Source organism: Rhodococcus sp. NPDC047139 (assembly GCF_040643435.1).
Classification (GTDB): Bacteria; Actinomycetota; Actinomycetes; order Mycobacteriales; family Mycobacteriaceae; genus Rhodococcus.
Map to the genome: position 1 here is coordinate 364,972 of NZ_JBEYUH010000003.1, position 21,977 is coordinate 386,948.

Consider the following 21,977-nt stretch of genomic DNA (forward strand, 5'->3'; position numbering starts at 1 on the left):
CGCTCAACCGCCGAGTGAGTCCGACAAGGTGTTCCGTCCGGTCACGAATTGGTCCCACTGCTTCTGGATCTCCCGGGAGGCGTCTTCTCCCAGGAGATCCGGGCACAGGCTCGTCACGCTCGCCACGCTGATCGTCACCGCGTCGAGGGCGTCGTAACCGGCGTCGCGGGAGGGCCCGGTGAAGCCGACGACCAGATCCGTCGCAGCCGCGTCCTCGCCGGTGTTGTCGGCGTTCTCCTGGAGTTGGTCGCAGGTCTTCTCACCCACTTCGAGCACGGCATCGCGGTCACCGGTGTCGATCCCGGCCTCTCCGAGACGGGCGAGGTAGACGTCCTCCCCGCCCTCGCTCGAGGCGCTGCTGCCGCAGGCTGCCAGGGCAACCACCGTCATGCCCGAGAGGGCGATCGAAACGAACGTACGCATCGTCAACGCATTCTCTTTCCGTCGAGCTGCGGGTCGATGTGGGACGCAGGCGCAGTCGTTCACGGCTGTCCCCCTGTCGAGCCGGCCGTTCCCCCTGAACGGTCCCGTGCATTATGCACATCCGGGTGCAGGACCGTGCAGGGGTGCTCGGCGAGAGTGCGGCGACGAATCGGGTCAGGCGTCGGCGTACAGCTTGTCGATCTCCTCCGCGTACTTCGCGTCGATCGGCTTGCGCTTGAGCTTCATCGTCGGGGTCAGTTCGTCGCCCGAGGGTTCCCAGACCGACGTCAGCACCGTGTACTTCTTGATCTGCTCGACCCGCGACAGTTTGCTGTTCGCCTCCTCCACCGACTTGGCGATCGAGTCGAGGACCACAGGATTCTGCGCGAGCTCCTCGTGGCTACCGCTCAGCCCGTGTTGTTCTGCGAAAACGGCCAGGGCGTCGGGGTCGAGCGCGAGCAATGCGACGTTGTACGGACGGTCGTTGCCGATGGTGACGGCGCCGCCGAGCATCGGGCAGGCAGCGCGCAACGCACCTTCGATGTTGGCGGGCGACATGTTCTTCCCCGCCGCGTTGACGATGATCTCCTTCTTCCGGTCGATCAGCCGGACATAGCCGTCCGCATCGATCTCACCGATATCGCCCGTGTGCAGCCACCCGTCGGAATCGATTGCTTCCGAGGTCTTGTCGGGATCGTTGCGGTAACCCTTCATGAGCAGCGGTCCGGAGACGAGCAGTTCGCCGTCGTCGGCCACCTTGATGGTCGCGCAGGGTACGGCCTGCCCGACGGTGCCGATACGGATGGCGCCCGGCCTGTTCATCGTGACAACGCACGAGGTTTCCGACATTCCCCACACTTCCGAGCATGGAATTCCCAGTGCCAAAACGAATTCGAGCACTTCTGGTGAGATTGCCGCTGCGCCGGTGACGGCCGCGCGCACCTCGTCGAGTCCGAGCTTGCCGCGAATCGCGGACAGCACCAGCCGGTCGGCCACCGCGTGCTGGATTTCGAGCGTGCGTGGCACGGGTTTACCGTCGGACTGCAGTCGCGCTCGCTTACGCCCGACATCGATCGCCCACAGCGCGAGCTTCTTCTTGACGGGGCTGGACTCTTCGGCGAGGGTCTTGTCGATCGCGGCCTTGAGCTTGTACCAAACCTGCGGGACGGCGCCGAACAGCGTGGGACGGAGGCCGGGCAGCACCGCGATGGCCTGTTTGAGGTCGTCGAGCGTGGTGATCTGCATGCCGCTGTAGAGACTCGAGTAGTGCGAACCCCAGCGGTTGGCTATGTGGGCGTCGGGTAGGTACGACAGGATCCGGTCGTCCGGTCCGGTAGGCAGATAGGTGGTTGTCGCCGCCAGTTCGGCCAGCAGGTTGGCGTGGGTGAGTTCGACCCCCTTCGGCGGCCCGGTGGTACCGGAGGTGTAGATGAGGGTCAGCAGGTCGGAGGGTTGCACAGCCTTCCAGGAAGCGTCGAAGTCGAACGCCGGGTCGGCGGCGGCTTCGAGATCGTCGAGGGACATTACGCCTTCGGGTTTGCCGTCGACGCACACGAGGTGCTCGACCTTCGTGTCGCCGATCGCCTGCCGCAGGACGGGAACGAATTGCTCCTCGGTGATCATCACGCGGTTCCCGGCGTTGCCGAGCACGTACGAGATCTGTTCGGCGGTCAGCGAGTTGTAGATCGAGAACGGCACGGCACCGAGGTGGATCGCCGCAGTATCGACGAGATGGAATTCGGGCCGATTGGTGAGCATGATCCCGACGGTGTCTCCTCGGCTCACGCCGAGTCCGGCGAGACCTGCAGCGAGACGGGCGACGCGTTCGGCGTACTGACGCCAGGTGTAGCGGACGGAATCGTCGGGGGTGCGCAGTGCGACCTTGTCGGGATAGGCCGCGGCAGTGGTCTGAAAGGCTTCGCAGAGGGTCGACGGGGTGGTGGCACGAGGGGTCATCACTACTCCAGAGGTCGAGTGTGGCGACAGCGTAAGGCGAAGTGGCAACGCGCGTGGTCGGATTTGCCGGATTGTGTCCTGCCGTCCGCCCCTGACCACATCGGAGCCGGGCCGTCCCCTGGGTTCGGCGGTGTAACGAGTCGTGGCACCGGGTCGATTCGCAAGTGATCGAATACGCAAAGTCCGCAAAGCGGGCAAATGACGCGCCTTGTGCCGATTGTTCTACGGCGGAAATCGCGAACTCGAAGGAGACCACTGATGACCGATCCCCTGGGGAATCGGGACCCGAGTCCAAAATTCCAACGCGCTCTGGAACCCGGCGAACTCGAGGAATTGAACCGTCTGCGCGCGTGGAGAGAGCACCACGAACGCGAGGAACACGCGCGTCGTCTGGAAGAACATCATCGGCATCTGGCCCACGACGAACAGCAGCGACGGCTCGCAGATCAGCAGCGGAGACTGTACGAGCAGCAACAGCCGAACTTCTCCCAGCAGCCGGCCTATCCCTATCCGCCTCCGCAGCCGTACGCGCCCGTTCAGCAGGTCACGGTCAACAACGTCAAGCGTGCCGACTGCCCGCACCTTCTGCACCTGGTGCTCACCGCGATCACCTGCGGAGCGTGGCTGCCCGTGTGGATCATCCACGCCATCATCGTCGCCGCGAGGAACTGAGCCCGATACCTCGCGTCGAAGAGGCTGGGAGGTAGGGATTCGAGAAGGTCCTATCCGGGTGACAGTGACGTCAGGGCCGCTCGAACTTCTCCTCGCGGCCGAGTTTGCGCAGCCGGATCCATTCGCGCAGTCCTGCCGGGTCGCGGCGGGTGACGAGGAAGTACCAACCGAAGCGAACCCATTCCTGCGGCAACAGTCGGCGCAGGCCCGGCTGCGACAGGAGGTAGCCGCGATTGCGGTAGGTGAAGAAGCGTTTGGTGTCGTTGTCCGGATACTGCGTGTGCATCCGGCCGCCGAGGATCGGCTTGAACTCGTCGGATCCGTCGGGATGCAGATATGCCGTCTGCAGGCACGTGCCGAACGGCAGCCCCGAGCGCACGAGACGCCGGTGTACCTCGACCTCGTCGCCTCGGACGAACAACCGCAGGTCGGGGACACCCACCGACTCGATCGCCGCCGCCGTGAAGAGCGCGCCGTTGAAGAGCGAGGCGATGCCGGGCAACAGGTCTTCGTCGCCGAGTTCGTGGCGCCACCGACGCCACACGACGCCGCGTCGCAGGGGGAAGGCGAGGCGGTCGGGCTGCGCGATGTCGCACACGACGGGCGACACCTCGGCCAAGCCGTTGCGCCGAGCGCAGTCGAGCAGTGTGGCGAGGACGTCCGGGCCTTCGGGACGGCCGTCGTCGTCGGCGAGCCATACACGATCGGCTCCCAGCGACAAGGCGTACAGGATGCCGAGAGCGAAGCCGCCCGCACCACCGAGATTGTGCTTCGACCCGAGATAGCTCGTGGGCAGGTCCACCGCCTCGACGAGCTCACGGACCGCCTCTTCGTCGCCGTTGTCGACCACTACGAGGTGGTCGAGCGGGCGGGACTGCGAGGCAAGTACTTTCAAGGAGTCGGCCAGCAGTTCACGACGGCGATGCGTCACGACGACGCCGATGATCCGTTCGTCAGCCACCGTTCGTACCTGCCGAGGCGGCGGTGTCGGAACCGGCTTTCGTGTTCCGCTCGCGCTCCAGCTCGTGGAGGATCGTGCGCACGTGGTCGCCCGCTTCGTCGCCTTCGTACGCGCGGACCACGTGCTCGATGTCGCCCTGCTCGCGGATCTGCCCGTGATCGATCCACATCGCCTGGTCGCACAGCTGCGCGAGGAACTCGTTGGAATGGCTGGCGAACACGAGGATGCCCGAGCGCGCGACGAGATCCTGCAGGCGCACGCGGGCCTTCTTCATGAACTCCGCGTCGACGGCGCCGATGCCTTCGTCGAGCAGCAGGATCTCGGGGTCGATGCTGGTGACCACGCCGAGCGCGACACGAACACGCATACCGGTCGAGTACGTGCGCAGCGGCATGTTGAGGTAGTCGCCCAGCTCGGTGAACTCGGCGATCTCGTCGACCTTGCCCAGCATCTGCTTGCGGCTCATCCCGAGGAACATGCCGCGGATGATGATGTTCTCGTAGCCGGAGATCTCCGGGTCCATGCCGACGCCGAGGTCGAAGACCGGCGCGACGCGGCCTTTCACCCTCGCGGAGCCACGCGTGGGTTCGTAGATTCCCGAGAGTAGACGCAGCAGCGTGGACTTGCCGGCACCGTTATGGCCGACGAGGCCGACGCGATCGCCTTCCTTCAGCGACATCGTGATGTCGCGCAGAGCCTCGACGACCACGACGTCGGAGTTGTTGCGGCCGATCGCTCCACCCGCCTTGCCCAGGAACGCCTTCTTCAGGGACCGGGTCTTGGCGTCGAAGATGGGAAAGTCGACGCAGGCGCCGCGCGTTTCGATGCTGACCCGACTCACGTTGCTGCTCCAGACGCTGACACGGGACCCGAGCGTACCCGTCGCAGTGGTACCGAAGTCCCGGGCGTACCCCCTTCGGGACTACAGGTACTGACCGGTGCCGGGCTGGGTCTGACTCGGAAGGGGCTGATCGTGGGGACCCCGACCGCCCTGGACGACGCCCGGCGGCAGGGCACCCTGACGCATCTGTTCGAGCTGAGCGCGAGCCGCCATCTGCTGGGCGAACAGGGCGGTCTGGATGCCGTGGAACAGACCCTCGAGCCAGCCCACGAGCTGCGCCTGCGCGATGCGCAGCTCCGCGTCGGACGGCACGGACTCCTCGTTGAACGGCAAGGCGAGTCGCTCGAGTTCTTCGCGGAGATCCGGGGCGAGTCCCTGACCGAGCTCACGGATGGACGACAGGTGGATGTCCTTGAGCCGGGTGCGGCTGGCGTCGTCGAGCGGCGCAGCTTTCACTTCCTCGAGGAGCTGTTTGATCATGGTGCCGATCCGCATGACCTTCGCCGGCTGCTCGACCATGTCGGTCAGTGATTCGCTTCCACCCTCGGCTTCTGCTTTGCCGTCCGCGTCGGTGTCGGCTTCGACACGAGCCGCCTCCTCCCGTGAGACACGGACGGGCCGGCCGTCGGGGCCGATTACGAGAACCTGGTCGTTGTCCGGATGCGTCATGGCTTCATTCTTCCCTTTGCCACCCCAGGGCGCCCGGTGGCCCCTGGTTCCTCGGGATTACGGGTACCCGATCGAGCCTACCGAGAGGCCTGGTACATGCGGGCACGCCACATCACTGTTGCAGCGGGGACCTAGAGTGTCTGCCATGGCTTACGACGTTGCCCGGATCCGGGGGCTGATCCCCTCGCTCGGCGACGGTTGGATCCACCTCGATCAGCGGGCCGGAATGCAGATCCCCGACGTGGTGTCACGCACCGTGTCCACCGCTTTCAGGAACTCGGCTGCCTCCGCGACGGGACGGCACCTGTCGTCGCGTCGAAGTGCTGCGATTCTCGAGGATGCGCGCATCGCGATTGCGGAGCTGGTGGGCGCAGACCCGGCCGGGGTCGTCCTCGGCCCGAGCCACGCGGTGCTGCTCGCCTGGCTCGCCGAAGCGCTCAGCTCCCGCCTCGGACTCGGCACCGGCATGGTCTTGTCGCGACTCGACGACGAAGCGAACATCGCTCCGTGGCTGCGGGTCGCCAGCCGCTACGGCGCGCAGGTGCGGTGGGCGGAGGTGGAGATCGAGACGTGCGAACTGCCCACCTGGCAGTACGAGGAACTCATCACCCCGACCACCCGGCTCGTGGCGCTCACCGCGGCCTCCTCGATCGTGGGCACTGCGCCCGACGTGCGCGCCGTCGCCGATCTCGTCCACGAAGTGGGTGGCCTCATGGTCGTCGATGCGGCCGGTGCAGCCCCTTACGCCCACATCGACGTCTCAGATCTCGGAGCCGACGTCCTCACCGTCGACATCGCCGCGTGGGGCGGACCGCAGATCGGCGCACTCGTCTTCAGTGATCCCGCGCATCTCGAGCGGGTGCCCGCGGTGTCGCTGAACCCGCATGCGCGTGGAGCCGAGCGCCTCGAAGTGGGCGGCCACCAGTTCGGTCTGCTCGCCGGGGTGCCGGCATCCATCGACTTCCTCGCATCCCTCGACGACGACGCCACCGGGTCGCGTCGCGAGCGTCTCGACGTCTCGATCAGCTCGATGCAGAACCACCAGGACGTGCTGTTCGACCGCCTGATGCGGCAGCTCGACAGCCTCACCGGGGTGATCGTGCTCGGCCGCGCGTCGAGCCGTGTCCCGACGCTGAGCTTCACCGTCGACGGTGTGCCGGCCGAGAAGGTCGCCGCGCATCTCGCCGACCGCCGCATCGCGACGGTGGCGAGTGTGCGCGGATCGAGCCGGCTCCTCGATTCCCTCGGCGTCAGCGACGAAGGGGGAGCAGTGAGCATCGGCCTCGCCCCCTACACCACGAGCTTCGAGGTGGATCAGCTCGTCCGGGAGCTTCGCAACCTCTAGCCGCGGTCGATCCGCAGCACCACCTTTCCGACCGTTTCGGGACTGTCGAGCAGTTCGTGTGCCCGCGCGGCCTCGGTGATGGGAAGTTCGGCGTGCACGACGGGATGAACCTTCGCTTCCTCGATGAGCGGCCACAGGCCCGCGCGCACGGAGTCGATGATCGCGCTCTTGCCCGAGGGCCCCGAGTCGGGTCGGCCGCGCAGACCGGTCGCGATGACGTGGCCGCGCTTGGCGAGGAGCTTGCCCAGGTGCAGTTCGCCCTTGGTGCCGCCCTGCATGCCGATGACGACCAGACGCCCATCGGGAGCGAGAACGTCGATGTTCCGGGACAGGTATTTCGCGCCCATGTTGTCGAGCACCACGTCGGCGCCGCCGAAAGCGTTGCGGACCTCGGTGACGAAGTCCTGCTCGCGATAGTCGATCGCCAGGTCGGCGCCCAGTTCGCGGCACCTGTCGAGTTTGCCGGCCGAGGCGGTGACCGCCACCTTCGCGCCGAGCGCCTTACCCACCTGGATGGCGTGTGTTCCGATCCCGCCGCCGCCACCGTGGACGAGCAGGACCTCGCCGCGGGTCAGGCCGGCCGTCATCACGACGTTGGACCATACGGTGCACGCGATCTCGGGAAGTGATGCGGCGACCGCGAGATCGATGCCCTTGGGCACCGGCAGCAACTGGGAGGCGGGCACGGCGACCTTCTCGGCGTAGCCGCCGCCGCTGAGCAGGGCGCAGACACGATCGCCGATCTTCCAGCCGGTCACACCGTCGCCGAGGTCGGAGATCACACCGGAGCATTCGAGGCCCAGGATCTCGCTGGCGCCGGGCGGTGGCGGATACAGTCCCCGTCGTTGCAGCAGGTCGGCGCGGTTCACCGCTGTCGCCGCGACATCGAGAAGTACGTGACCGGGAGCGAGGTCCGGGTCGGGTTGCTCGGTCCACCGGAGAACTTCAGGACCACCGGGCTCGGTGGCGACGATTGCATACATGTGTTGGACGCTATCGCGTGCGGTACAGGGAGGGGGCGGTCACTCCGGTCGTGTCCACGCCCGGGCTCCGAACTACCGAGGAGTAACGCATTCGAAGAGTCTGCATAGACTTCCCGGGGTGACTGGCGAACGCGACGAACCGAAGTGGCTGACCGCAAAGGAGCAGGAGGCCTGGCGCCTTTACATGGACGGCAACAACCGCCTCATGAGCGCCCTCAATCGTTCGCTGAACGATCGGCATCGATTGTCGTTGGCGGAATATCGGATCCTGGTCATGCTCACCGAAGCGCCCCACGGCGCACTGCGCATGAGCGACCTCGCGGACGGCGTGCTCTCTTCCCGTAGCCGTCTCACCCACCAGATCCGGCGGATGGAGCAGGAAGGGATGGTCGTGCGCGGCTCGTGCCCCGACGACGGCCGCGGTGTGCTCGCCACCATCACCGACGAAGGCAGGCGACGACTGCGCGAGGCGGCCCCGACCCACGTCGACGACGTACGGGCTCACCTCATCGACCTGCTGTCTGCGGACGAACTCGACATGTTGGCTCGCGTGTTCACGCGCGTCGAGCAGACGCTCGGCGATCGCTGAGACCGCGAATCGGTTAGGATCTGCCACGGAAGCGTGGCAGAGCGGCCGAATGCACTCGCCTTGAAAGCGAGCTTGGGTAACACCAACGGGGGTTCAAATCCCTCCGCTTCCGCAGTTCGGGCCATAAGCCAGCAGGCCTGCAGCAAAGCTCGCAGCCCCCGTGGACAGTCACAGGGGCTGCGAGCTTTTCTTCTGCCTTGCGAGCTTCTTCAGCTCGGTCCGGCGAGTACTGCTTGTTCCACGGCCGAGGCAGCTCCGGCATGCCAGGGCTCACCGTGGCCGACGAGAACATGGGTCGCACCGGTACCGGCGATCGCCGACAGCGACGCGAGCGCGGTCTCACTGTCGGCCGTCGCTGCACCGGAGACGATCTGCGGGCCGTGTCGCCCGGTGTACGGGTCGAGCGTGACGATTGCATCGCCGACGATCACAGTGTCGCGGTCCGGCAGATGCAGTGCGCAGTGCCCGTAGGTGTGGCCAGGGGTATGGAGGGGAACCGGCCGGCCCGGCAGGTCGAGCGGTTCGGCGCTGTGGAAGATCTTCACGTCGTCGATACCGCGTACCCACAGGGCTCCCGCCACGGTCATCCGCGCGAGCACAGGAATGCAGGCGGGATAGCGGACGGGATACAGCAGGCGGGCGCGCTCGTGCTGGTAGCGGTAGGGGTGGGCGGCCAGAAACTTCTCGTCGCGGTGCGCCCACACCGGTACCCGCCAACGCTCCCGAAGGCGCTGCGCCGAACCGACGTGGTCGAAATGAGCATGGGTGAGGACTATCGCCCGCACATCGTCGGGACGCCTGCCGATCCGCGCGACGGCGTCCTGGATGCGACCGGCCGTCGCGGGAAGACCCGTGTCGACGACGGTTACTCCGTCCTCGTCCTCGATCAGATAGACGTTGACGTCGGCATGCGCGAGACGATGCACGCCCGGTGCGACATCCGTGTGGAGCATGATGGCCCCTCTCGGCTCCGGGGAGGGTGTGGGTTCAGCTGTGTCCGTCGATCTCGTCGGCGATATACGACGCCCACGAACGCACTTCGTCCTCGCCGGTCGACGGATCGAAGGAGCGGTAGTCGAGTGCCGCGAGTTCGGAGATCAGATCCGGTGTGTCCTGAGAGCTTTCGTCACCCACTGCGAACAGCCACACGAGTTGCTGACTCAGCCCGGAGGCCCGCGACGTGAGGATCTCGATCGTATCCGGCGAGTACTCCCCGGCATCGACTTCGCCACCGAAGACAATCCCTTCGTATTCCTCCGTACGCTCGAGGTCCGAGGTATCCCCGACGGTGACGTCGATGTCCCGCTCGGCCAGTGCATCGGCGACGAGACGCGCGATCTTCTGGGTCGGGCCTTCGGGACTGTCCGTGACGACGAGAACGGTCATGTCGGGCTCCATCATGTTCGACGACTCGGTGCACTTGTGCGTTCCCGGTCCTCGATGGGCAGAAACATGCGCCGGGGGTCCGTGAAGGCAGTGCTTGCCACGATCCGATCGAAGGAGTGTCCTGGATCACATCTACTCGGAAAGGACTCGGAATGACGGACACCCTCGCACAGCCCTCGAACACTGGATCCGCCACCCCCGACGAACGTGTCGGCACCTGGTTACGTGCTTTCGAAACCGCACTCGCACAGCGGAACATCGCCACCGCAGCCGGTCTGTTCGGCTCCGATTCCTTCTGGCGTGATCTCGTTGCCTTCACCTGGAACATCAAGACCGTCGAGGGGCGCGAGGGTGTGACGGACATGCTGCACGCACGACTTGCCGACACCGATCCGAGTGGCTTCCGCACCACCGAACCCGCGTCCGACGAGGACGGCGTGCTCAGCGCCTGGATCGCGTTCGAGACCGCGGTGGGCAGAGGCGTCGGTCATCTGCGCCTGAAGCGCGACGACGAGACCGGTGAAGACCGTGCCTTCACATTGCTGACCGCGATGCAGGAACTGAAGGGGCACGAGGAGAGTACGGGCACGCGCCGCCCTCGCGGCACGAATCACGGTGCGAACAAGCATCGGATCAACTGGTCGGAGGAGCGCGAGATCGAAGAACGCGAACTCGGTTACACGCGCCCGCCGTACGTCGTGATCATCGGCGGTGGACAGGGTGGCATCGCACTGGGTGCACGCATGCGCCAGCTCGGAGTCCCTACGCTCGTGCTCGACAAGCAGGATAGGCCCGGCGACCAGTGGCGTGGCCGCTACAAGTCGCTCTGCCTCCACGATCCCGTCTGGTACGACCACATGCCGTACCTGCCTTTCCCCGACAACTGGCCGGTCTTCGCGCCCAAGGACAAGATCGCGGACTGGCTCGAGATGTACACGAGGGTCATGGAGGTCCCGTACTGGTCGAACTCCCAGTGCACTTCGGCGAGCTACGACGAGGCGACGGGAGAGTGGACGGTCCATCTCCTGCGCGACGGCGAACCGGTGGTGCTGCGCCCGAAACAGCTGGTGATCGCGACCGGCATGTCGGGTAAGCCGAACATCCCCGAGTTCCCTGGGATGGAGCGATTTCGGGGAGAACAGCACCATTCCAGTGCGCATCCGGGGCCGGATGCCTATGCCGGCAAGAAGGTCGTCGTGATCGGTGCGAACAACAGCGCGCACGACATCTGCGGTGCACTGTGGGAGGTCGGGGCGGACGTCACCATGGTGCAGCGGTCTTCGACGCACGTCGTCCGCTCCGAATCGCTCATGGAACTCGGTCTCGGCGACCTGTACTCCGAACGTGCCCTCGCCGCCGGCGTGACGACCGAGAAGGCCGACCTGACGTTCGCATCCCTGCCGTACCGGATCATGCACGAATTCCAGATCCCCATCTACGACAGGATTCGCGAGCGCGACGCCGACTTCTACGATCGGCTCGAGAAGGCCGGTTTCCTGCACGACTGGGGCGACGACGGCTCCGGCCTGTTCATGAAGTATCTGCGCCGCGCCGCCGGGTACTACATCGACGTCGGCGCTTCGGAACTCGTCGCGAACGGCGACATCGCGTTGGCCCACGGCGACGTCCGTGAGCTCACCGAGACGTCCGTCATCCTCGAGGACGGCACCGAACTCGACGCCGACCTCGTCGTCTACGCGACCGGCTACGGGTCGATGAACGGTTGGGTGGCCGACCTGATATCCCAGGACGTCGCCGACAAGGTCGGCAAGTGCTGGGGACTGGGTTCGGGCACCACCAAGGACCCCGGTCCGTGGGAGGGCGAGCAGCGCAACATGTGGAAGCCCACGCAACAGGACGGTCTGTGGTTCCACGGAGGAAACCTGCACCAGTCCCGGCATTACTCCCTGTATCTGGCGCTGCAATTGAAGGCGCGCTACGAGGGGATCCCGACCCCGGTCTACGGAGTGCAGGAAGTACACCACCTCTGCTGATCCCGTTCCTGCACACCCCGCCCCGCCGCCCGGCGGGAGCGGGGTGGTCGTCCCGGCTACCGATGCGTCACGAATCGGAGAATGGGTATTAGGGTCGCATGCATGTTCGCTTGACCGGGTACAGGTACGAACGGTGAGATCACTCCCCAGGTCGTCGGGAAACGGGAGTTCGATGGTGAAGAGGTTTGCGGCGGCTGTCGCGATGGCGCTGACGGCGTCGTTCTCGGGTGTGGTGACCGCCCATGCCGAACCGGCGGTGGCGGCCAGGATCGACCACGCCGAGCGTGTGTCCGACAGGCAGACGAAACTGTTCGTCCACTCGGCGGCGATGGACCGGGTCGTACAGGTTCAGGTGCTCCATCCGGAGTGGGGCGGTCCTCGCCCCACGCTGTACCTGCTCGACGGAGTCAGTGCCGGAGAAGAGTCGGAGTTCCGTGAGAGCACGTGGACGCAGCGAACCGACATCGAGGAGTTCTTCGCCGACAAGAACACCAACGTCGTACTCCCCGTCGGGGGTACCGGAAGTTACTACACCGATTGGAAGAATCCCGACCCTGTCCTCGGGGTCAACAAGTGGGAGACCTTCCTGACGGAGGAATTACCACCGCTGATCGACGCCCGTTTCAGTGGCAACGGCGTCAACGCGGTCGCAGGACTGTCGATGGGGGCGACGGCGGCGATGTCGTTGATCACCCGCAACCCCGATCTCTATCAGGGTGTGGCCGCGATGAGTGGTTGCTACGACACCTCCCGTGACTCCTCCCGAGACACCGTGCGCGGAACGGTTGCATACAAGGGCGGTAATCCCGACAACATGTGGGGTCCGCTCGACGACCGGACGTGGGAGGAGCACGACTCCTATCTGCTCGCCGAGCGGCTTCGCGGCAAGGACGTCTTCCTGAGTACCGGCAACGGACTGCTCGGCCCGGGCGATCTCGAGGCGGACCAGGAGGCACTCAGCGTCGGTTCCCCCCTCGAGATCGGCACTTACGTGTGCACCATCACCTACGATCGGCGCCTGCAGCAGTTGGGCATACCGGCAGAGGTGGTCTATCGCCCGTGGGGCACGCATTCGTGGAGTTACTGGCAGGAGGACATCAAGGCCGCGTGGCCGACGCTCGAGAACGCGCTCGGCCTGAGCTGACCGGTCGGGTGCACGCGAGCACGCCGGTCAGTGGAGCCGGATGCGGTCGGCAGCCGGGCGCTTCACAGGGGAACGGGTGGCGAGATAGGTGTTGAGGGCGTCGAGTTCCTTCCCTGCGCCCGCTCGAACCTGTGCCTCCGCACACACGGTGAAACCGTCTCCGCCCTGGGCGAGGAAGCTGTTCATCACCACCTTGTAGATGTGCTCGGGGTCCACGGGGTCGCCGTCGATGGTGATCTCCCGGATACGTTCTCCTCGCGGCGCGAGGCGATCGAGGGTGTAGTTCAGGTTGTGTGACGGGGCCAGGATCCGCTCGATGTCCGAACCGACCGGGGCTTTCTGGAACTGCTGCTCGAGCACCGCGTCGAGCTGGGCTCCGGTGAGATCGACCACCTGCAGCATGTTGCCGAACGGCTGCACGGCGTAGGTCTCCCGGTACGAGACGGTGCCGTCTCCGGTGAGAAGGTCGCCGCGTAACCCTCCGGGGTTGGTCAGCGCGATCCGGGCGCCCAGGTGCCGGGTGGCCGCGAGTTGTGCGTCGGCGACGAGATTGCCCAATGCCGACTCGCCACTCGCGGTTTCACGTCGTGTGATGTCGGCGTCGATGCGAGCGATCGGCCTGTTTGCGACCTCGGCAGATTTCTCCACCGCCCGGTCGACGAACTCGAGAGTGGTCGGATCCGGCTCTATGTCGTGCGTGACGATCTGAGTGAACACGACTGTCCTGTCGCGCAACACCTCGCGGCTCCGACGGTCGATGACCAGATCGGCGACGGACAGGATGCGCCCGTGCGAGGCACCCTGCACCACAGTGCGTGGCTCGCCCGCCGGGTCGGTGTAGGTGCAGTTGAAGTGCCGGTCGCCGTCGGAGGTGATGATGAGGTCCACCGCGGGGGACACCGAGGTCGCTATCGCAGCCGCACCACGATCTCCGCTCGGACACGGATCGTCACCGTCGATGACGCCGATATCGCCTTTGTAGAGAACGATGATCGAGCGGACGCCGAGGGATCCGAGGAGGTCCGCAGTGCGGTTGACGGAAACGATCTCGTCTTCGAATTGCAGTCCGGCGATTGCGTCGGGCCGGATGATGTCGGGTGTGTTGCTGGGGAGAACCCCGATGACCCCGACAGGCAGACCGTCGACGTAATCGATGCTGTAGGGAAGTGCAGCGGGTGCTCCGTCTGCCGTTGTCAGGTTGGCGCCCAGGATGGGGAAGTTCGCGCCCTCGAAGGAGTCGGTGTAGCGACAGCCTTCCTGCGGATGGCAACCACCGTCCCGTAGACGCGTGAATTCCTCGTAACCGCGGTCCAATTCGTGATTTCCCAGCGTCGCCGCGGTGACGTCGAGTTCGTCGAGCAGGGAGATGGTCGGCTCGTCGTGGAACAAGCCGGACTCGAGGGGGGACGAGCCCCAGGTGTCACCCACGGCATAGAGCACGGAGTGCTCGGCCTGTTCTCGGAGTTGGCGGACGTAGGAAGCCAGATAGGCGGCACCGCCCGCGGGAACCGAGACACCGTCCGATCGGATGACCGTGCTGTGCAACCCTTGTGGCGGCAACAGGTTTCCGTGAAGGTCGCCGAACGCGATCGCCCGGAGCGGGACGGTGTCCGGGCCTGCGGCGCCTGCGGGCGTCGTACCGGTGGCGACGAGAAAGCCGACGAGGGCGCAAGCCGACAGGGCACGGCGCACCTTGTCAGCCCCCATGCGGTTCCTCCGGCCCGGTCCGATCCGATCGTCCGAGTCTGTCAGGAACGGGTCACGCAGCCGATACTCGACCGTAACGGTTGGGTCTCGTCAGGCGAGGCCCGCGAGGGCCCGCCCCTGCCCGGTTGCGAAGTGGAGGAACAGGTCGTTCTCGTGCGGGTCGCCGATCGTCACCCGAGTTCCTTCACCGGTGAAATTGCGCAGGATCACACCCGCCTCGGCGGCCGCCTCCGCGTATGCGGCGGAGCGCTCGCCCAGCGGTAGCCACAGGAAGTTCGCTGCACTCGGAGGCATCTCGTAGCCCGCGTCGACAAGTGCGTTGCGGACACGTTGCCGTTCGGCGACCACACCATCCGTGCGTGTGAGCAGTTCGTTCGCGGCCTCGAGCGAAGCCACGGCCGCCCTCTGAGCGAGCGAGTTGACGGAGAAGGGCGTGTGGACCTTGCTCAGGGCGGTCACCAGGGACGGGTCTGCGACCGCGTACCCGACGCGCAGACCGGCGAGGCCGTAGGCCTTGGAGAACGTGCGGAGCACGACGACGTTGGGCCGCCCCTCGGCGAGTTCGAGACCGTCGGCCAGATCCTCGCCGGGCTCGGGGCGGACATACTCGAAGTACGCCTCGTCCAGCGCGACGACGATGTGGTCGGGGACGGCGTCGAGGAACTGTTCGAGCTCCACCTTGCCCAGCAGCGACCCGGTGGGGTTGTTGGGATTGCACACGAAGATCAGCCGCGTGCGGTCGGTGATCGCTGCGAGCATCGCCTTCAGGTCGTGTCCGTGATCCGGGGTGTTCGGCACGCGCACTGCCGTCGCGCCGGCCACGGCTGTGATGATGGGATACGCCTCGAAGGAACGCCACGAGAAGACCACCTCGTCGTCCGCGTCGCAGGTGATCTGCACGAGTTCCTGGCACAGGCCCACCGACCCGCAGCCCACGGCGACCTGCTCCGGCGGTACGCCGAGCCGGTGCGACAGCGCGGCGACGAGTTCGGTCGCGCCGTTGTCGGGATAGCGGTTGAGGCCGGCCGCGGCCTCCGCGATCGCCTTCTGGACGCTCGGAAGCGGACCGACCGTCGTCTCGTTGCTGGCGAGCTTCACCGCACCCGGGAACGAGCGGCCGGGGACATAGGCGGGGATCGATTCGAGGTCGGGGCGGGTGCGTGGAGTCACGTGGTGATTATGCGCCTCACTCTGCCGAGTGCGGCCGGGCGACTGTCCTCTCCTCGGTGGAGACTGCCCATCGTCAAGGCTCTGACCAGCCGTTTTGCGTTTCCCCTCGGGGCATGTGTAATGTTTCGATCCGGCGGTTCGAGAGCATCGAATCCCCGAGGAGGCGTGCCAGAGCGGCCGAATGGGACTCACTGCTAATGAGTTGTCCCCCTTACCGGGGACCGGAGGTTCAAATCCTCTCGCCTCCGCCAGTTGGTGTAACCTCACCGACGACAATTGAATACACACGCGCCCGTAGCTCAACGGATAGAGCATCTGACTACGGATCAGAAGGTTAGGGGTTCGAATCCCTTCGGGCGCACATACGAAAACCCCACCGGTGCTGCCGGTGGGGTTTTCTCGTCTTCTCACAGAAGCTTTGTGATGATCCCCTCTGCGAAGTCCTCGACCGGTGCACGGTACTGCTCGGCCGTCCCGAGAAGATGATCGTGATCCCCCGAGTGGGTGGCTTCCCAGTTCGCCCAGGGGGAGACCATGACGCCGGTGATCCCGATCTTTTCTGCTCTCCGGTACAACTCGAGGGACGGTTCGTCGCGCAATCCGACGATGAACTCGAAGGGCTCGTTCTCGCGCCCGTACTCACGGCGGTATCCGTTGATGCGCTCGATCCACTGTTCGGCCACGTCGATGGGGTAGGCGGTGCCGACCCAGCCGTCGCAGTAGCGCGCCGCGCGTCGGAGTGCCGGCGCAGACTCGCCACCGCACAGGATCGGCACAGGAGCCGGCGGATGGGGCTCGATGGTCATCTCCGGGATGTCGTAGTACTCGCCCCTGAACGAGACCCATCCGCCCTTCCACAGCTCGCGTAGGGCGCGGATCATCTCGTTCAGCCGGGGACCGCGGTTGTCGAAGTCCTGACCGAGAAGTTCGAATTCTTCCCGCATCCAACCTGCGGACAACCCGATGGAAACGCGACCGCCCGCGATTGCGGCAGCCGTCCCGACCTGCTTCGCGACCTCCAGGATCGGACGTGACGGTGCGATGTAGACGTTGTTGCCGAAGTGCAGTTTCTCGGTCACGGCCGCCATTGCGCCGATCAGGACCCAGGCGTCCGGCCATTCCGTCTCGGGCGACCAGAACGGCTTGCCGCTCTCGTGTCCGGGATAGACCGTCTTCAGTTCCTTCGGGTAGATCAGATGGTCCGAGACGAGCATGCCGTGGAATCCTGCCTCGTCGAGCATGCGCGCAACCGCCGGCATCTCCGCAGTCTTCATGAATGCAGTTCCGCTCCAGAACTTCACCGGGCATGCCCTCCGAATCTTCTGTCCGTCGACTTTCACGGAAAAGAGTGATGTTTACGTTCTCAAGAACAACGTTCTAGCAGAGAATGCGACAGCAGTCACCAACTCTCGGGCTTCCTCAGGGGTTTCCGCACGCCGAGTGAACGTTCCGTCTCCGGGTGGGGGGCCTTCTCCTCCTGACGCGCATGGATGAAATCCGTCTATTGACGACGCCGATCGACCGGACGTAGATTCTGGGCCACGCTCGGAAAGTTAACGACAATTCGCACGACGGCCCGGCAGTGGCGTCGCGCTCTGCGGGGAGAAGACATGGAACTAGCGTGGTCAGAGGCCGACGCCGCCTTCAGGGACGAGGTGCGCTCGTTTCTGGAAGAGAAGCTGACGCCCGAACTGCGGCGGGCCGGACGACTCGCGACGAGCGTGTATTCCGACCACGAAGCGAGCATGGAGTGGCAGCGCATCCTCCATGAACGTGGTTGGGCGGCACCTGCCTGGCCGGTCGAGTACGGCGGATGCGACTGGACGCAGACGCAGCACTACATCTTCAGCCGCGAGTCCATCCTCGCCGGCGCGCCGTCGCTCTCACCCATGGGCATCCGAATGGTGGCGCACGCGATCGTCGCGTACGGCACCGAGGAGCAGAAGGACTTCTTCCTTCCGCGGATCCTCACCGGCGAGGTCTTCTTCTGCCAGGGTTACTCCGAGCCCGAGGCCGGATCCGACCTGGCCTCGCTCAGCATGGCGGCAGTCGACGACGGAGACGACCTGATCGTCACCGGCAGCAAGATCTGGACTACTCACGCCACCGAAGCGAACTGGATGTTCGCCCTCGTGAGGACGTCGAAGACCGGACGGAAGCAGCAGGGCATCACCTTCCTGCTCATCGACATGACCTCGCCCGGCATCGAGATCCGGCCGCTGGTCATGACTTCCGGCGAGGAAGTGCAGAACCAGGTCTTCTTCGACGGCGTGCGCGTGCCGAAGAAGAACGTGCTCGGAAAGATCGACGACGGCTGGACCGTCGCGAAGTACCTGCTCATCTTCGAACGTGGGGGTGCCGCAGCCGCTCCTGCCCTGCAGGTGATGGCGGAGCGGATCGCCGCAGCCGCGGCCGAACAGCCCGGTCCGTCCGGCGGCAAACTCATCGACGACCCGGCGTTCTCGGCCGAACTCGCCGATGCCCGTATCCGCACCGAGGTGCTCGAGATCCTCGAATACCGCACTCTCGCAGCGTTGTCGGCAGGCAAGGATCCCGGTCCCGCTTCGTCGATGCTCAAGATTCTCGGTACCGAGCTCAGCCAGAAGATCACCCGGCTGTCCCTCGAGGCGGCGGGCCCGCGCGGCCGCGTCTACCAACCACACATCACCGCACCCGGCGGTCCGGTCGCCGACTATGTTCCGCCGGCCGACGGTTACGTCAGCGGTGAGGAATGGCAGGCCGTCGCACCACTGCGCTACTTCAACGACCGTGCCGGGTCGATCTACGCCGGCAGCAACGAGATTCAGCGAAACATTCTCGCCAAAGCAGCATTGGGGCTCTGATGGACTTCGGTTTGAGCAAGGAGCAGGAACTCCTTCGTGATTCGGTCACCAAGTTCCTCGCAGGTCGCTACGACCTGGCGCAAAGCCGGAAGGTCGCGACCACCGGCGAAGGGTGGCAACCGGAGGTGTGGCGGGCATTCGCCGAGGAACTGGGAATCCTCGGTGCCACGCTTCCTGAAGAGGTAGGGGGGATGGGCGGCGGCCCGGTCGAACTGATGGTCGTGTCCGAAGCACTCGGGCATGCACTCGTCATCGAACCGTACGTCGACACGGTCGTCCTCGGGGGCGGGTTGCTCGGTCGCGCGGGGGTCGATCGAGCCGGTGCCGTCCTCGAGGCGATCGCCGCCGGCGGCGCCGTCACCGCATTCGCCGCGACGGAACCCACCTCCGGGTACGTATTCCACGACGTGTCCACGAGCGCGCGTCGTGAGGGCGACGAATGGGTTGTCGACGGCGAGAAGACCGTCGTCACCAGTGCTCCTCTGGCGACCCACCTGCTCGTGACCGCCCGGACCTCGGGTGAGCGCACCGACACCGACGGCATCTCGTTGTTCCTGGTGGACTTCGATCCTGCAAACCCGCCGGACGGAGTGGAGATCCACTCCTACCGCACGATCGACGACCGACGCGCCGCCGATCTGGTCTTCTCGGGTCTCCGCCTGCCTGCCGACTCGCTGCTCGGAGCAGAAGGTGGGGCGTGGCCGTCGATTTCCCGCGGAATCGACGAGGCGATCGCCGCTGTCGCAGCCGAAGCCGTCGGTCTCATGCGCAAGGTACTCGCCGACACCGTCGAATACGCCAAGCAACGTCAGCAGTTCGGTCAGCCCATCGGCAGCTTCCAGGCGCTCCAGCACCGCATGGTCGACATGTACATGGAGGTCGAGCAGGCGGTGTCCGCCGCGTACCTGGCGGTCCTCCACCTCGACAGCGACGACGCCACGAGGGCGCGGGCGGTCTCGGCTGCGAAAGCGACGGTCGCCCGTGCGGCGCGCTTCGTCGGACAGAACGCCGTCCAGCTGCACGGCGGTATGGGCATGACGGAGGAGCTCGCCGTCGGGCACTACTTCAAGCGGCTGACCGCGATCGAGTACGAGTTCGGCACGGCCGAGCAGCACATCTCGCGATACGCCCAGCTCACGAAGGTCTGAGCGGATCGATATCCGGGCCGGTGCGGGGACCATCCTGCACCGGCCCTACATCCGTTTCCGGTGGCGCCGACAGGGCATCCTCCACGCGCGTCGCGGCGTCGGCAGGGTCCTCGTGCTCCCAGACACGCACCACCGTCCACCCCGCCGACCGCAGGCGGGTGTCGGTGTCCCGGTCGCGCTGCACGTTGGCCGCCAACTTGGCCGACCACCATTCGGCGTTGTTCTTCGGGTAGGTCGCGTGCTGCGGGCAACTGTGCCAGAAGCAACCGTCGACATAGACCGCGAGCCGGTGACGAGGGAAGACCAGGTCGGCTCGTCGCCGCAAACCGGGCAGCGGAGCCCGGTCGACGAAGAACCGCCGACCCCGACGATGCAGTTCTCTGCGTAATGCCACTTCGGGAACGGTGTCGCGTCGGCGCTGCCGGCTCATCCTCGCACTGGTGCGAGGATCCGTCCCGGGCCGATCGGATGACGCCATCACCGCGCCTTAGGCCGCCACCTGCGGGAATCCGCCCATGCGTTCGAGGTGGTTCTCGACGTCGTCGAGGAATCCTGGAAGGAAGCGCAGGTTGCCGGAGCGCGCGCGTCGAAGGAAACCGGCGGTCGCTCGTGCAGACAGCAGACGGGCGTCGAGGAGAAAACCTCCGAGGTCCTCGTAGGGCGCCTGGACCGGCCACTGCGACTCGTGCACCCGGAAGGCTCGTCCGCGAGCACCCCATGCCGCGGTCGGCCAGGCGTCGCTCGGGCGCAGCGGAGTTTCGTGATCGGGGCTGTACTCGATGGGGTTCTTCAGCCGATGACCCACCCACGACGCCATCCGCACGCTGACGGCATTACCGACGAGACGCCATCGATGCCCGGCCCGGACGCCGGGGGCCTCGACAGCGGGAGCGGTCCAGTCGGCGTCGAAGCCCTGGAGCCTTTCCGCGTCGGTCAGGCCGGGCGTCACGATCTCACCGGACGGCAGTCGCACCGCCGGCGGACTGGCGATACCGAGCGTCGAACCACCCTTGAGTGTGGGCACAGCGTTGACCGCCCAGCCGAGACCTCGCACCCCTTCGGTCCAGTAGAAGCCGCAGGGAAAGAGGTCGGGGTTGCCTTCGTCGGGCATTCCGGCGTCCTCCCCGAACAGGACCGTGCGTGGATCGTCCGTCCGTGAAGCGACCATCAGTACGCGGTGACGGCGCTGTGGAAGACCGAATGCGCGGGCGTCCACCACGCGATACGCCCACGTGTATCCGAGTTCTTCGAACGCATCGGTGATGTGACGCATCGCCGCACCTCGACCGAGCTGCAACATGAAGGGGACGTTCTCCACGACGATCCAGCGCGGCCCGTTCTTACGTCTGACGAGACGGAACACCTCGTCGACGAGTCCGGACTTGGACCCGGTTATGCCGGCGGTGCGGCCGGCCTGGGAAAGGTCCTGGCACGGGAAGCCGGCAGCGACGACTTCCGTATCGCGGGGAAGGGAACGGAGGCGGGTCACGTCCGGATGAAGCGGAACATCGGGGAAGCGGGCGCGTAGTACCGCCTGAGCGCCGGGTTCGATCTCGCAGAGAAGTTCCGTGCTCCACCCGTGGTGTCCGAGCCCGATCTCCAGACCGCCGATACCGGCGAACAGCCCCACCATGTTCCCCGTCGACGTCACGGCACCCTTCCTCGCTCGGTTCAACGGTGCACGTTACTCGAGAAGTAGGACTATCCGTGAGCGGACGCAACGCACCCCGCCGAACACGCTCGGCCTGACCCACCAGGTGGCTGGTGTGACGCATTGGAAACAACGGGTGACCTGGCGATTTGGTGTTCTGGGAGATGTGCGCGTAACTTATTCCAGGTCAGAGCGACACGGACACCGACCCGGGCCGGAAGGAACGGGACAACGAGGTTGGACGAAGGCGCCTGCAGATTTCACTGGTTCGAAACCTTCTGGTAAGGTTTCGAGCCGCCCCTGGTTCCGGAATTCACACAGATTTGCGTCTGTGAGCAAACGGAAGTAGGCTGGAACAGTTGCCCCGGAGCGGGTCGGACAGTAGTCCGGAACGTGATGATGTGTGCGTGTTCTTTGAGAACTCAACAGTGTGCCGATGAATGTCAGTGCCAAATTTTTTGGTACTCCGCTCCATCGTTTCGGTGGGGTGGGTAT

At 65.6% G+C, this 21,977-nt stretch carries 20 protein-coding genes and 3 tRNA genes; 10 read left to right on the plus strand and 13 right to left on the minus strand.

The genetic code is table 11. The features are described 5' to 3' along the window. Positions 1-3 precede the first annotated feature (3 nt). Both ABZ789_RS05605 and ABZ789_RS05610 read right to left on the minus strand, forming a co-directional pair. Entirely contained in the window at positions 4-423 is a 420-nt protein-coding gene (locus ABZ789_RS05605; RefSeq protein ID WP_358420115.1) for a DUF732 domain-containing protein, read from the minus strand. Positions 424-597: 174 nt separating this feature from the next. Further along, complete coding sequence (locus tag ABZ789_RS05610) at positions 598-2,379, minus strand: long-chain fatty acid--CoA ligase (protein WP_358420118.1); 1,782 nt, start codon at positions 2,377-2,379, stop codon at positions 598-600. A gap of 258 nt (positions 2,380-2,637) precedes the next feature. Here ABZ789_RS05610 and ABZ789_RS05615 point away from each other — a divergent pair, with 258 nt between their 5' ends. Next, the gene (locus ABZ789_RS05615; protein WP_358420121.1) at positions 2,638-3,051 is read left to right on the plus strand and encodes a hypothetical protein; all 414 of its coding nucleotides are present in this window, start codon (positions 2,638-2,640) and stop codon (positions 3,049-3,051) included. A 70-nt stretch (positions 3,052-3,121) separates the two neighbouring features. Here ABZ789_RS05615 and ABZ789_RS05620 read toward each other — a convergent pair whose 3' ends face one another. The 3 genes from ABZ789_RS05620 to ABZ789_RS05630 all read right to left on the minus strand — a co-directional run bounded on the left by ABZ789_RS05620 (position 3,122) and on the right by ABZ789_RS05630 (position 5,522). Next, positions 3,122-4,012, minus strand: coding sequence for a glycosyltransferase family 2 protein (locus tag ABZ789_RS05620; RefSeq protein ID WP_358420124.1), 891 nt, complete (start codon positions 4,010-4,012; stop codon positions 3,122-3,124). Beyond that, positions 4,005-4,853 (minus strand): ABC transporter ATP-binding protein, encoded by an 849-nt coding sequence (locus tag ABZ789_RS05625; protein ID WP_358420127.1) that lies wholly within the window; start codon positions 4,851-4,853, stop codon positions 4,005-4,007. Before ABZ789_RS05625 ends, ABZ789_RS05620 begins: the two co-directional genes overlap by 8 nt. A gap of 81 nt (positions 4,854-4,934) precedes the next feature. Further along, the gene (locus ABZ789_RS05630) at positions 4,935-5,522 is read right to left on the minus strand and encodes a bacterial proteasome activator family protein (RefSeq protein ID WP_358420130.1); all 588 of its coding nucleotides are present in this window, start codon (positions 5,520-5,522) and stop codon (positions 4,935-4,937) included. Between the two features lie 145 nt (positions 5,523-5,667). Between ABZ789_RS05630 and ABZ789_RS05635 the strand changes: the two genes are divergently transcribed. Then, the gene (locus ABZ789_RS05635) at positions 5,668-6,867 is read left to right on the plus strand and encodes a cysteine desulfurase-like protein (protein WP_358420133.1); all 1,200 of its coding nucleotides are present in this window, start codon (positions 5,668-5,670) and stop codon (positions 6,865-6,867) included. Here ABZ789_RS05635 and ABZ789_RS05640 read toward each other — a convergent pair. Continuing rightward, on the minus strand, positions 6,864-7,850 hold the full coding sequence (locus tag ABZ789_RS05640; protein WP_358420135.1) for an NAD(P)H-quinone oxidoreductase: 987 nt from the start codon (positions 7,848-7,850) through the stop codon (positions 6,864-6,866). The genes ABZ789_RS05635 and ABZ789_RS05640 overlap by 4 nt on opposite strands. Before the next feature lie 118 nt (positions 7,851-7,968). Here ABZ789_RS05640 and ABZ789_RS05645 point away from each other — a divergent pair, with 118 nt between their 5' ends. Together ABZ789_RS05645 and ABZ789_RS05650 are read left to right on the plus strand one after the other, a co-directional pair. Continuing rightward, positions 7,969-8,439, plus strand: coding sequence for a MarR family transcriptional regulator (locus ABZ789_RS05645; protein WP_358420138.1), 471 nt, complete (start codon positions 7,969-7,971; stop codon positions 8,437-8,439). 27 nt (positions 8,440-8,466) lie between these two features. Further along, positions 8,467-8,551 (plus strand) — tRNA-Ser (locus ABZ789_RS05650). A 97-nt stretch (positions 8,552-8,648) separates the two neighbouring features. Here ABZ789_RS05650 and ABZ789_RS05655 read toward each other — a convergent pair. Further along, positions 8,649-9,392 carry an MBL fold metallo-hydrolase gene (locus tag ABZ789_RS05655; RefSeq protein WP_358420141.1) on the minus strand — a complete coding sequence of 248 codons (744 nt, stop codon included), beginning with the start codon at positions 9,390-9,392 and terminating at the stop codon, positions 8,649-8,651. A 34-nt stretch (positions 9,393-9,426) separates the two neighbouring features. Continuing rightward, entirely contained in the window at positions 9,427-9,825 is a 399-nt protein-coding gene (locus ABZ789_RS05660; RefSeq protein ID WP_358420143.1) for a flavodoxin domain-containing protein, read from the minus strand. Between the two features lie 152 nt (positions 9,826-9,977). Here ABZ789_RS05660 and ABZ789_RS05665 point away from each other — a divergent pair, with 152 nt between their 5' ends. Together ABZ789_RS05665 and ABZ789_RS05670 are read left to right on the plus strand one after the other, a co-directional pair. Then, a complete protein-coding gene (locus tag ABZ789_RS05665) occupies positions 9,978-11,819 on the plus strand; it encodes an NAD(P)/FAD-dependent oxidoreductase (RefSeq protein WP_358420146.1) in 1,842 nt (613 codons plus the stop codon). A 172-nt stretch (positions 11,820-11,991) separates the two neighbouring features. Beyond that, positions 11,992-12,963: an alpha/beta hydrolase family protein gene (locus ABZ789_RS05670; RefSeq protein ID WP_358420149.1), complete on the plus strand. Its 972-nt coding sequence runs from the start codon at positions 11,992-11,994 to the stop codon at positions 12,961-12,963. Between the two features lie 27 nt (positions 12,964-12,990). Here ABZ789_RS05670 and ABZ789_RS05675 read toward each other — a convergent pair whose 3' ends face one another. Together ABZ789_RS05675 and hisC are read right to left on the minus strand one after the other, a co-directional pair. Next, entirely contained in the window at positions 12,991-14,670 is a 1,680-nt protein-coding gene (locus ABZ789_RS05675; RefSeq protein ID WP_358420152.1) for a bifunctional UDP-sugar hydrolase/5'-nucleotidase, read from the minus strand. 90 nt (positions 14,671-14,760) lie between these two features. Next, the gene (hisC, locus tag ABZ789_RS05680; RefSeq protein WP_358420155.1) at positions 14,761-15,840 is read right to left on the minus strand and encodes a histidinol-phosphate transaminase; all 1,080 of its coding nucleotides are present in this window, start codon (positions 15,838-15,840) and stop codon (positions 14,761-14,763) included. 159 nt (positions 15,841-15,999) lie between these two features. On the opposite strand from hisC, the gene ABZ789_RS05685 reads away from it, so the two are divergent. Together ABZ789_RS05685 and ABZ789_RS05690 are read left to right on the plus strand one after the other, a co-directional pair. Then, a tRNA-Ser gene (locus ABZ789_RS05685) sits at positions 16,000-16,091 on the plus strand. A 37-nt stretch (positions 16,092-16,128) separates the two neighbouring features. Further along, positions 16,129-16,201, plus strand: a tRNA-Arg gene (locus tag ABZ789_RS05690). Between the two features lie 46 nt (positions 16,202-16,247). Here ABZ789_RS05690 and ABZ789_RS05695 read toward each other — a convergent pair. Further along, a complete protein-coding gene (locus tag ABZ789_RS05695; protein WP_358420158.1) occupies positions 16,248-17,141 on the minus strand; it encodes a TIGR03619 family F420-dependent LLM class oxidoreductase in 894 nt (297 codons plus the stop codon). 309 nt (positions 17,142-17,450) lie between these two features. Between ABZ789_RS05695 and ABZ789_RS05700 the strand changes: the two genes are divergently transcribed. Both ABZ789_RS05700 and ABZ789_RS05705 read left to right on the plus strand, forming a co-directional pair. Beyond that, positions 17,451-18,683, plus strand: coding sequence for an acyl-CoA dehydrogenase family protein (locus ABZ789_RS05700; protein WP_358420161.1), 1,233 nt, complete (start codon positions 17,451-17,453; stop codon positions 18,681-18,683). Continuing rightward, positions 18,683-19,831, plus strand: coding sequence for an acyl-CoA dehydrogenase family protein (locus ABZ789_RS05705; protein ID WP_358420164.1), 1,149 nt, complete (start codon positions 18,683-18,685; stop codon positions 19,829-19,831). Before ABZ789_RS05700 ends, ABZ789_RS05705 begins: the two co-directional genes overlap by 1 nt. Here ABZ789_RS05705 and ABZ789_RS05710 read toward each other — a convergent pair. Both ABZ789_RS05710 and dcm read right to left on the minus strand, forming a co-directional pair. Continuing rightward, on the minus strand, positions 19,818-20,309 hold the full coding sequence (locus tag ABZ789_RS05710; RefSeq protein ID WP_358420167.1) for a very short patch repair endonuclease: 492 nt from the start codon (positions 20,307-20,309) through the stop codon (positions 19,818-19,820). The two genes, ABZ789_RS05705 and ABZ789_RS05710, sit on opposite strands and share 14 nt — an antisense overlap. A 9-nt stretch (positions 20,310-20,318) precedes the next feature. After that, positions 20,319-21,464 carry a DNA (cytosine-5-)-methyltransferase gene (gene dcm / locus ABZ789_RS05715; RefSeq protein ID WP_358420243.1) on the minus strand — a complete coding sequence of 382 codons (1,146 nt, stop codon included), beginning with the start codon at positions 21,462-21,464 and terminating at the stop codon, positions 20,319-20,321. Positions 21,465-21,977: the final 513 nt, after the last annotated feature.

Coding starts and splice junctions, on each gene's coding strand:
- ABZ789_RS05660 (WP_358420143.1), bottom strand. CDS start 9,825: ATGACCGTTCTCGTCGTCACGGACAGTCCCGAAGGCCCGACCCAGAAG.
- ABZ789_RS05665 (WP_358420146.1), top strand. CDS start 9,978: ATGACGGACACCCTCGCACAGCCCTCGAACACTGGATCCGCCACCCCC.
- ABZ789_RS05705 (WP_358420164.1), top strand. CDS start 18,683: ATGGACTTCGGTTTGAGCAAGGAGCAGGAACTCCTTCGTGATTCGGTC.
- ABZ789_RS05605 (WP_358420115.1), bottom strand. CDS start 423: ATGCGTACGTTCGTTTCGATCGCCCTCTCGGGCATGACGGTGGTTGCC.
- ABZ789_RS05615 (WP_358420121.1), top strand. CDS start 2,638: ATGACCGATCCCCTGGGGAATCGGGACCCGAGTCCAAAATTCCAACGC.
- ABZ789_RS05635 (WP_358420133.1), top strand. CDS start 5,668: ATGGCTTACGACGTTGCCCGGATCCGGGGGCTGATCCCCTCGCTCGGC.
- ABZ789_RS05655 (WP_358420141.1), bottom strand. CDS start 9,392: ATGCTCCACACGGATGTCGCACCGGGCGTGCATCGTCTCGCGCATGCC.
- ABZ789_RS05640 (WP_358420135.1), bottom strand. CDS start 7,850: ATGTATGCAATCGTCGCCACCGAGCCCGGTGGTCCTGAAGTTCTCCGG.
- ABZ789_RS05675 (WP_358420152.1), bottom strand. CDS start 14,670: ATGGGGGCTGACAAGGTGCGCCGTGCCCTGTCGGCTTGCGCCCTCGTC.
- ABZ789_RS05630 (WP_358420130.1), bottom strand. CDS start 5,522: ATGACGCATCCGGACAACGACCAGGTTCTCGTAATCGGCCCCGACGGC.
- ABZ789_RS05610 (WP_358420118.1), bottom strand. CDS start 2,379: ATGACCCCTCGTGCCACCACCCCGTCGACCCTCTGCGAAGCCTTTCAG.
- ABZ789_RS05670 (WP_358420149.1), top strand. CDS start 11,992: ATGGTGAAGAGGTTTGCGGCGGCTGTCGCGATGGCGCTGACGGCGTCG.
- dcm (WP_358420243.1), bottom strand. CDS start 21,464: ATGGTGGGGCTGTTCGCCGGTATCGGCGGTCTGGAGATCGGGCTCGGA.
- ABZ789_RS05710 (WP_358420167.1), bottom strand. CDS start 20,309: ATGGCGTCATCCGATCGGCCCGGGACGGATCCTCGCACCAGTGCGAGG.
- ABZ789_RS05700 (WP_358420161.1), top strand. CDS start 17,451: ATGGAACTAGCGTGGTCAGAGGCCGACGCCGCCTTCAGGGACGAGGTG.